Origin of the sequence: Bartonella sp. TS25HLJMH, from assembly GCF_042193505.1 — a bacterium.
GTDB lineage: Bacteria > Pseudomonadota > Alphaproteobacteria > Rhizobiales > Rhizobiaceae > Bartonella > Bartonella grahamii.
Genome location: NZ_JBHILV010000009.1, coordinates 79,203 through 89,601, shown reverse-complemented (window position 1 = coordinate 89,601; position 10,399 = coordinate 79,203). Strand labels below are relative to the sequence as shown.

The window sequence follows — 10,399 nt, the reverse complement described above, 5'->3', positions numbered from 1 at the left end:
ATAAAATGATACCAAGTTAATCTCTATGGGCTATGAAGATGTGCAAGGAGTTCTTTTCATAACAGCACTGTCACGTTTATTTATAAGAGTAATTCATTGTTTTTCATGAGAGATCATGAATACCATAGGATTTTCTCATGTCAAACCCTCATAGTAAGTCAAACAAAATCTCTTGGCTTGCACATCACAAGCGGAGTGAGCGTGTGGAGTGAAACTGTACAAAAAAGAACAAAATGCCTATCTTACCTCTTTTAATACCAAAGGCTGTCACAACATTGGGGCGCTGACAAAAAGAGTAGACGCTGGAAAAAAGTATAATGGTGCTCGTTTTCTGGAGGTCCTTATGCGGCTCACTTGATAGGCTATAGGGACACAAGCTCTATCCTAAAGACTCATCACACTCTTTAAAAAACTTAATACGAAAAATTTTTCATACCCTCTATCACCGCCCTAAACAATAGTGTTTACCGAAAATCATGACAAATTGTAATTCACAAATAGGCTTTTCTCATCTACAAGAGTATCCTTTATTCTCTTTCAAAAGAACGAAGACTCTTTTAGCGCTTTTGGGCTTCTTATAACTTTTTTGTGAGCGCGTATAAGCAACAGCTTTTATAATAAACCAGCTGTTGGCAAAATCGTAAAATTTTATCAAATTTATTGTTTGTAAATATTACCACGACCACTGTTTTGCTCTTGCAGACACACAACCTCAAAACACTTTCTCTTTGCTCACAAATTGTCTCTCCAGCTCTCTCTTCCAGTCATAACCTACAAAAATAAGGATAGAATGCTTCGATTGGACACCATCTTCCCACACCACCACCAATCCCATCATTTATATATTTACAGCCCTCAACTTTATAGCACCCCCTGTCGTGCTTTAAGAAGGCACGTTAACGATAATAGAAACATGTACAATGAGAATATATCTTTAAGGTATTTATGTTTTAAAGCTTGCACCAAAGCATAATTTTTTTGCATAACTAACCAAGCCTATGCAGAACTGACACCCTAACCCTTTCAAATCATTCAGCTGTTTTAGTAACAGATAAGCCAAGTTCTATTATTATATCTTCAACCACAAATTCACCGAGGTGCAGAGAGGTTTTTCCATCATTTTTTAGCACTCCCTCTTCAGTAATCCTCTAGATAATCAACTAATTCGGCATCTATACCAGCAAAGCGAAATATTACGTGCTAATTTTCCTTTACAATCATTAACCAAGAACCCTCAAAATGACCTTTTAGTGAATAGAGCTAAAAGGCTAAGTCATTCAAAGTCATCTGGAGATATAGCTATATCAAAAGCACCTAAAATACGCCCTAGTTGCTAAGTATAGGCGACCTTCCCCCTTTTATCGTATCAGCTTGTAGAAGACTTTAAATCCTTTATGTTTAAATAAAAAAATCATAATTGGATTATATTACATAAAGATGCTTTTTCTGATTTTTCCATTTAACACACGATAAGGTACCATTTAAGCACCATGAGAAGCTTTCCCCTTAATCATGATTTCAGAGCCGCATGAGAAAAACAAAATAAGCCGTTTGGGTGTCTTAAGGTCAAGGATGCCGTTAGACGCAACCTTTAAAGAATTTCCTTGAGCTTAAGGACCAAGGCTTGTTAGTCCTCTCATTAAACGCAGGTCTGATGTTATGATTTTGGAGAGCGATTATTAAGAATTTGAGAGGCAGACAGCCTCTCATCTTGATTTATACACAAACGAATTGCACTCTATTTATTCAAAGAGCATAATTTCATACTCAGGAGGTGCTAAACGGAATAAGAGAGCGTCGTAACCCCATGCAGCAGACAGGCAGCAAATAGAAAAAACGCCTTCACCAATTGCTAAGAGTAATGTGAACGATATACCGGCTTCATCTGCTGTTGCTTCGCGGCGTTCCAAGTAGTATCCGACAAAAAAGAAAAAGCACGTTAATCCGCTCGCACCCGCAAAGAAGCTTAGTACGGCATGAACCGGTCTACGCATGCTGAACAGGATAAGAAAAATTATGAAAGTAAACACTCCAAATATTACAGCGAATGTTCTACGCACCATATTGCACAATTTTCGCATCATAATTACAGAAAAGCTCTGTTCTGCGTATCGATTTTTTCTTTTTGTGCTTGTATTCTTAGAAGATATGCTGTCCACAACTCCCCCCATTTTAAACCAAAATGCTGTAAAATTAGCTATTTGTAATTATATCATCATAAAATACAAGAAAAATTTATTCATTTTAACGAAAAATAGGTGTTTTATTGAGATGCAAATCTATTTTGTTAGCAAGAGTTATTCAATCCGTTCGTCAATAAAAAGCCACCCACCTTGCAGAGGAAGCTATCCTGACGCACAAAAACTTCATAAGCTGTATATTAAAATCCACTCAGACATCGCAACTCTCTAATCTACCCGCTTAATCCACCTTTGAAACTGCAATCAAATGAATTCTGCTGATGACAAGTAATGATAACATGAAAAAGAAAAAATATCACAATATCAAACTCTTCAATACAGTCTTAGCTTTATGATTTTCACTCAAAAAGCACGTGCCCTCCCATGAACGACACCATACTAAGATGCTGCGCATTCACAAATTTCCTTTAAAGCACCATCTCCCCTTCCCGAAATCGCACCTCTTGCGCAATCTTATCTCTCGATAGTACCCATTAGAGACTTTTAAAAGGTCCAAGGAGAAAACTCTCTGAAAAGGCTTTCAAGCCTAAAATGCCCTCGCCATTTTTATCATGATGAGAGCACCCCAAATCACGCAGAAACATGTAAAATCTCTCCGCATTTAGGCACTAGGCACAGAGCTTGTGCTTCAAGCGCAGGCTTTTTCTCGTTCTGTTGTCCATTGTCCCAAAGCCGCAAGATGATTCATCAAAGCCCGATGACTAAATGCCTTCTGTGCAACAGCAATATTCTCATCTTTTCCAGCCCATGCTTTTAAAGCAGCTGCTTGCAATGCCCGTCCATAAGAAAAAGTCAATTTCCAAGGCAATGCGCCCAAAGAATTCATGGCAGATAAATGCGCCGTTGCTTCTTGATCAGACTGTCCTCCAGAAAGAAAAGCAATTCCTGGAACAGCGGCAGGAACAGTCTGTTTAAGCACTTGGACGGTCTTTTCAGCAACTTCTTCAACAGAAGCGTTGCGGGCATCCTTTCCATCAATCACCATATTGGGTTTTAAAATCATCCCCTCCAAAAGAACACGAGCTTCAAACAATTCTTTAAAAACGGTCTGTAAGACAGCTTTTGTCACCTCAAAGCAGCGTGTAATGGAATGCCCACACGATGATCCATCCATCAACACTTCGGGCTCAACAATCGGCACAATCTTGAACTCCTGACACAAAGCAGCATAGCGTGCAAGAGCTTGTGCGTTTTGTCTTATTGCGCCTCTTGTTGGCAAAGTGTGTTCATCAATAGCAATCACCGCACGCCATTTAGCAAAACGTGCTCCCAAAGCATAATAGTCTTTTAGCCGCTCACGAAGACCATCCAACCCTTCGGTAATCGTTTCCTGAGGAAAAGCCGCCAAGGATTTGGCACCAGTATCAACTTTAATCCCTGGCAAAGCACCTGCATCCCGAATAAGATCCGTCAACATTTTCCCAGTTGATGCTTTTTGCCGAATGGTTTCATCAAATAAAATAACCCCAGAGATGGCGCTTTCCATTGCTTCTTTTGTACTAAAAAGCATTTCACGATAAGCACGGCGCCTATCTTCATTGGATTCAACACCAATGCTTTCAAATCGCTTTCCAATGGTCGCCGTACTTTCATCTGCCGCCAAAATACCTTTACCCGCATGCACCAAAGCAAGTGCAATATCTTCAAGCCGTTCATTCATAAAAAATTCCTCTTTATTTTGTCTTAAAATTTCATTTTGTCTTAAAACTTCCAAAAGTGCGCAACACATTAAACACAGTCTACACAACGACACACAGCTCTTTTTTAAAGCTGCTCTTTCAATAAACTCTCTAAGCCTGCATAAGGGCAAGAATGCCAGGCAGAACCTTACCTTCCATCCATTCTAAAAAAGCCCCTCCAGCAGTCGAGAGATAAGTAAAATCATTGGCAACACCAGCATGATTAAGAGCAAAAACTGTATCGCCCCCTCCCGCAATTGAAACCAACTTTCCCGTCAAACTACGTTCTGCTGCATGGCGTGCAACTGCAATGGTTCCCTTATCAAAAGGAGACATTTCAAAAACACCAAGGGGTCCATTCCACACAAGAGTAGCAGCTTTATCTATCACAGTATTGATATGCGCAATAGAGCGTGTCCCAATATCCAATATCATGCCATCTTGTGGAATATCTTCAATGTCATAAAGACGATGCGGTGCATCTTTTTCAAAGCGAAATCCAACGACAGCATCCTGAGGGAGCAGAAGCGTACATTGACACTCTTGCGCTTTTTTGATGATTTTTTTTATCGTGTCCATCAGTGCATGTTCACACAGTGACTTACCAACAGACACACCTTGCGCTGCTAAAAAACTGTTAGCCATGCCCCCACCAATCACGAGATGATCAACCTTTTCCACCAAATGATTGAGCACAAAAAGCTTGCTGGAAACTTTCGCTCCTCCCACAATGGCAACCACAGGGTGTGTTGGATTGCCAAGTCCTTTTTCTAATGCCTGCATCTCACCTTGCAAAGAGCGCCCTGCATAAGAAGGCAACAAATGCGTTATTCCCTCCACCGAAGCATGGGCACGATGAGAAACTGAAAAAGCATCATTGATATAGAGATCCCCATTATGGGCCAAAGCTTCCGCAAAAGAACAATCATTCTTTTCTTCACCAGCATAAAAACGAACATTTTCAAGCAGTAAAACACCCCCATTTTGTAATGACTCAACCGCAACCTGCACCGCCGAACCGATACAGTCAGGAGCAAAAGAAACAGGCTGATTAATGATCTTTTCCAGCACTTGCACAACAGGACGGAGTGAAAACTCTGGCTCTACCTTTCCTTTGGGGCGACCACAATGAGAAAGCAGAATAAGTTTAGCACCCCGCTTTTGTAGCTCAACGAGTGTCTCTTTATGTCGCTCTAAGCGCGTCGTATCACAGACCTCGCCCTGCGCCATTGGCACATTAAAATCCACCCGCACAAGAACACGTTTTCCAGTGACATCAACATCATCAAGTGTACGAAACCCCATCACTGCTTCCTCTTCACTTTCCATTATTTCAAATAAAAACGTATCCAACAACCCTGCCCACTTTTCTTTCCACTTATCCCCCTCTTTGCTTTTACAAGAGATCCAAGACAACCTATCTCTCACCCTCTGCTTGAAAAGCCGAAGCTTTCATCATCAAATGTACAAAAGTCTACCATTGCTCTTAATCTTCATATCCTATTGCGACAAAAAAAAATGCATTGGCTCAATTTGATCTCTATTAAAGCTTCCTTTTACTTCTAGGCAAAAGAGTTTACATCTCCTATTTTCTGACGTTTTCTCAAAGGGCGTCTCGTTCAGATCTTACTTTTTCAAAGTTTACTCTTTCATGCAGCTTGTAAAAGCACGTATTAATCCAGTATTAAAACAAAACACATCATCAATTTTTCAATAGTTTCTTCTCTCTAGCGCATGAAAACAACAGCCTCTATCTGTTTTTCTCAAAACTGTACAAAAATGAGACTTTTTCCTATAAAAAGAAGGACCCTGAGGTCTTCTTATATTGTCTTAGCAAAAGCCACAGCCGTATCACTCATACGGTTAGAAAAGCCCCATTCATTATCATACCAAACCAAAACGCGACAGAGCTTACCATCAATCACTTTTGTTTGATCATTGTGGAAAATAGCTGAATGAGGATTATGATTAAAATCACAACTTACGAGTTTTTCTTCTGTATAATCCAAAACGCCCTTCAAAGGACCTTGTGCAGCAATAGCAATGGCTGTATTAATTTCTTCGATTGTTGTGGAACGCTTAGCGGTAAATGTCAAATCAACCACAGAAACATTAGGGGTCGGAACACGAATCGATACACCATCAAGCAATCCCTTTAATTCTGGCAAGACCAATCCTACAGCTTTTGCCGCTCCTGTTGAGGTAGGAATCATAGAAAGAGCTGCCGCACGTGCACGATAAAGATCACGATGCATTGTATCCAACACAGGTTGATCACCCGTATAAGAATGGATTGTTGTCATAAAGCCCTTTTCAATGCCCACCGTGTTGTGCAAGACTTGTGCAACAGGCGCCAAACAATTGGTTGTACAAGAAGCATTTGAAACAACGCGATGCTCGCTGCTTAAAGATTGATGATTAACCCCATAGACAACCGTGAGATCTGCTCCTTCAGAAGGCGCAGAAACAAGAACACGCTTTGCCCCCGCATCCAAATGAGCACTTGCTTTATCACGCGCAGTAAAAATGCCCGTACATTCTAAAGCAATATCGATATCCAAATCTTTCCAAGGCAATTGAGCAGGATCACGCTCTGCGCATACCTTTATTAAACCACCCCCCACATCAATGGCATCCCCTACCACCTTAACGTTCCTAGGGAAACGCCCATGAACTGAATCATAGCGCAATAAATGGGCATTTGTTTCCACCGATCCCAAATCATTAATTGCGACCACTTCAACATCTTGCCGTTCACTTTCCACAAGTGCACGTAAAATATTGCGACCAATACGACCAAACCCATTAATTGCAACACGAACTGTCATTTCACATGTTTCCTCATCAATTTTTTTAAGCACAACATTTAAAACACAATAAATGGGTATTTCACCAATCTAAAATCATTAATTCCCACAATGTCAATATCTTGATCACTCACTCACTTATCCACAATAATGCACAGAATATGATGCCCTAAAACCACCCCATTCATGACAACACAAACTGTCATTTTGTCTTTTCCTCTTTGATCTTTTCAAGCTCTTTTTCAACGGTAGCGACCACATTCTCACAAGTAATACCAAAATGCGCATAAAGGGCATCAATTGTTCCACTTGCCCCAAAGTCCTCCATACCAATAAACACACCATCACAGCCAATAAAACGGTCCCATCCTTGCCGGATAGCAGCTTCAATGGCAATTTTAATCGGCGCATCTCCAATGAGAGCACGCTGATAGGAGCAAGACTGTTGAGAAAAGAGTTCAAAACAAGGCACAGAAACCACACGCGTTGGGATGCCTTTTTCTTCTAACACCGCATGTGCCTCCACCGCAATTTGCAGTTCCGAACCAGAAGCAAACAGCGTCACTTGTGCATCATCGCTAGCTGTTAGGAATTCATAAGCACCAAGCATACAGAGATTTTCTTCTTCATACTCTTGACGCAAAAGCGGTAAATTTTGTCGGCTCAAAGCCAAAGTAGAAGGCGTTTTGCGTGCTTTCAAAGCCAATTGCCAACACTCGACTGTCTCCATAGCATCAGCAGGACGAAACACAAGATGATTAGGCATTGCACGCAAGGAAGACAAATGCTCTACGGGTTGATGGGTCGGACCATCCTCACCAAGGCCAATAGAATCATGAGTCATGACATAAATCACCCGCAATCCCATAAGAGAAGAGAGCCGCATAGCAGGACGCATATAGTCAGAAAAGCATAAAAAGGTTCCCCCATAAGGAATAAAGCCGCCATAAAGGGCAAGACCATTCATCACAGCCCCCATTACATGTTCGCGAATTCCATAATGCAGATAGCGCCCTGAAAAATCTTCAGCAGAGATACTTTTCATCTGGCTGCTTTTTGTATTATTAGATCCGGTTAGATCAGCCGAACCACCAATGGTCTCAGCAACGACTCCATTGATAACTTCAAGAGCCATTTCCGAAGCTTTACGCGTAGCAACAACAGGGCGCTCTTCAACCAGTTTCTGTTTATAAATATCAATAGCGCCATCAAATCCGCCCACGAGATCGCCTCGCATCAATCTTTCAAACTCCACACGCTCTGAGACAGGAAGATCAGCAAATTTTGCTTCCCACTTTTGGCGTTTTTTAGCAGCATTGAGACTAGCCAAGCGCCAATTATCGAGAATATCAGCTGGAATAACGAAAGGCTCAGCATCCCACCCTAAAGCGATACGGGTTTCAGTGATTTCTCGTGCACCCAAAGGAGCTCCATGAACTTTATTGGTACCCGCTTTATTTGGCGCTCCAAAACCAATTGTTGTTTTACAAGCAATCAAAGTCGGTTTATCGGAATTTTGTGCCGCCTCAATAGCCCGTGCAATTGCTGCTTGATCATGCCCATTGACTTTATGTGTCTCCCAACCAGAAGCTTTAAAACGCGCAATCTGATCAGTACTGTCAGCAAGGGAAATCTCTCCATCAATGGAAATATTATTATCGTCCCACAACACAATAAGCTTATTGAGTTTCAAATGACCAGCAAGGGAAATCGCTTCTTGAGATATCCCTTCCATAAGGCATCCATCGCCCACCAACGCGTAAGTGTAATGATTGACGAGATCACCAAAACGGGCATTTTGCAAACGCTCCCCAAGAGCCATTCCCACGGCATTTGCCAACCCTTGTCCAAGAGGACCAGTCGTTGTTTCGATTCCCGCCACATGCCCATATTCTGGATGCCCAGCAAGCTTTGCCCCTAATTGGCGAAAATTTTTGAGATCCTCAAGAGAGAGATCTTCATAACCAGAAAGATACAAGAGAGCATAAAGCAACATAGACCCATGCCCTGCCGATAACACAAAACGATCACGGTTAGGCCAGCGAGGATTTTTAGGATCATGAGCAAGGAATTGTGTATAAAGAACCGTAGCAATATCGGCCGCCCCCATTGGCAAGCCCGGATGACCAGAATTTGCTTTTTCAATCGCATCAATAGCAAGAAAACGGATAGCATTGGCCATCTGATTCTGTTGGTGGGTGTTTGTCATGAATAATCGACCATTTCGTTAAATACGTTATTCTGTTGCTTTTTCCGTATTCTCTTAAAAATTCTCAAGAAATACTATTTTCTAACCATTAGCGTGAGACTTTTTGCCACCACTTCAATAACATTAATAACATTCCCCTCACGCGTCCTGTATATCCATGTCATTTATGCCAATACGCGCAAAAAATCCAGCTTTTAATTTATATCTATCCCCTGCTTTGCTTGCTAAAATATCCTACATACTTAAAAATAAAATGCACACAATACAAGAGTGAAAGTGATTCGTTTTTGCATAACACATTGATAAAGGATACAATTACCCAAAGGATAAAAGCAATGAACCAAGAAACGACGGTTCTACAAGATGCTCTAGAGCACCTAGAAAAAGCACTTAGAACTTTAGAGATCACCATAATAAACCGCAATGCCGTTATTGATAAAAATAACGAATGGGAAGAAGAAATTCAACGAATGAATGCTGACCGCAGCCATCTTGCCCAAGCGCTTGACAAAGCTGAAGCCCAAATTGAACGCTTAGAGTCCGTAAACAAAGAGGTTTCCAAACGTCTTATTAAAGCAATGGAAACAATTCGTGTTGTCATTGATAGATAAAGGTTTGAATGTATGGAAACTGTTTCCGTTACCATTGATGGTAAAATTTACCGCATGGCTTGTGATAAAGGACAAGAACGTCGTCTTATTGCGCTTGCTGCTCAATTGGATCAATATATCACACATTTAAAGAACAATTTTGGTGAAATTGGCGACCATCGTTTATCGGTTATGGCTGGCATAATGATTATCGATGAAATGGAAGAAATAAAACGAGAAAATAAAAAATTACAAGAAGACTACAATGCTCTTTTACGACTCCACAACGAAAAAGACCGCACCATGGGGAAAATTATGCGTGACACCACACAACGCATTGAAAATCTCACCAACCAATTGCTCAAAGATGATCAAAACAGTACAAACATTCAAGAACAAGAACAGGAAGATTTCTAAACGTACATCAGCGCGTAACAAACCAGTGATTTGACTTGTCCGCTACACCTCACAGGATAAAAATTCTTAAACCCACACCAGTCTGTAAATAATCCGGTTTTTATAGAGAGGATTCCAGCTACTCACCACTTATGGGATTAACTTAAAACTCAACAAGAAAACCCGACCCTGAATCTTTCATCTCCGCACAAACACTTCTTATATCAAGGAGGCAACCTTATACCACCATACTTCAAATGAGATGTCTTTTAACAGCGCAACAAGATAACAAAACCAACATCATTGTAAAAAAAAATCATATAAATGACAACAGCAGCAAACAAATAAAGCATCCTTCGAGAAAAAGAACTATATTCATGTTCCCTATGAATGCATACCAAAAGTCCTTTCCCTTAGATAATATCAAGCAGATTCAATATATATTAAAAATATATTAAAAAAATAACCTTATCTATTATTCCGTAAAACACCGCCATTTGATAATATAAGCACCATG

The 10,399-nt window shown here is 40.7% G+C and carries 7 protein-coding genes; 2 read left to right on the top strand and 5 right to left on the bottom strand.

Translation table 11 applies throughout. The features are described from left to right. Positions 1 to 1,742 precede the first annotated feature (1,742 nt). From ACFINF_RS05795 to tkt, 5 genes are all read right to left on the bottom strand, one after another. Positions 1,743 to 1,910, bottom strand: a complete 168-nt coding sequence (locus ACFINF_RS05795) for a hypothetical protein (protein WP_244395825.1) — start codon at positions 1,908 to 1,910, stop codon at positions 1,743 to 1,745. 919 nt (positions 1,911 to 2,829) lie between these two features. Further along, positions 2,830 to 3,861, bottom strand: coding sequence for a class I fructose-bisphosphate aldolase (locus tag ACFINF_RS05790; protein WP_375620048.1), 1,032 nt, complete (start codon positions 3,859 to 3,861; stop codon positions 2,830 to 2,832). A 130-nt stretch (positions 3,862 to 3,991) separates the two neighbouring features. Then, positions 3,992 to 5,185, bottom strand: a complete 1,194-nt coding sequence (locus ACFINF_RS05785) for a phosphoglycerate kinase (RefSeq protein WP_375620052.1) — start codon at positions 5,183 to 5,185, stop codon at positions 3,992 to 3,994. A 515-nt stretch (positions 5,186 to 5,700) separates the two neighbouring features. Further along, the gene (gene gap, locus ACFINF_RS05780; protein ID WP_375620047.1) at positions 5,701 to 6,708 is read right to left on the bottom strand and encodes a type I glyceraldehyde-3-phosphate dehydrogenase; all 1,008 of its coding nucleotides are present in this window, start codon (positions 6,706 to 6,708) and stop codon (positions 5,701 to 5,703) included. 181 nt (positions 6,709 to 6,889) lie between these two features. Beyond that, positions 6,890 to 8,896, bottom strand: coding sequence for a transketolase (gene tkt / locus ACFINF_RS05775; protein ID WP_375620046.1), 2,007 nt, complete (start codon positions 8,894 to 8,896; stop codon positions 6,890 to 6,892). Positions 8,897 to 9,231: 335 nt separating this feature from the next. On the opposite strand from tkt, the gene ACFINF_RS05770 reads away from it, so the two are divergent. Both ACFINF_RS05770 and ACFINF_RS05765 read left to right on the top strand, forming a co-directional pair. Beyond that, positions 9,232 to 9,507: a DUF4164 domain-containing protein gene (locus ACFINF_RS05770; RefSeq protein ID WP_005774573.1), complete on the top strand. Its 276-nt coding sequence runs from the start codon at positions 9,232 to 9,234 to the stop codon at positions 9,505 to 9,507. A gap of 12 nt (positions 9,508 to 9,519) precedes the next feature. Then, complete coding sequence (locus ACFINF_RS05765) at positions 9,520 to 9,903, top strand: cell division protein ZapA (protein WP_375620045.1); 384 nt, start codon at positions 9,520 to 9,522, stop codon at positions 9,901 to 9,903. Positions 9,904 to 10,399: the final 496 nt, after the last annotated feature.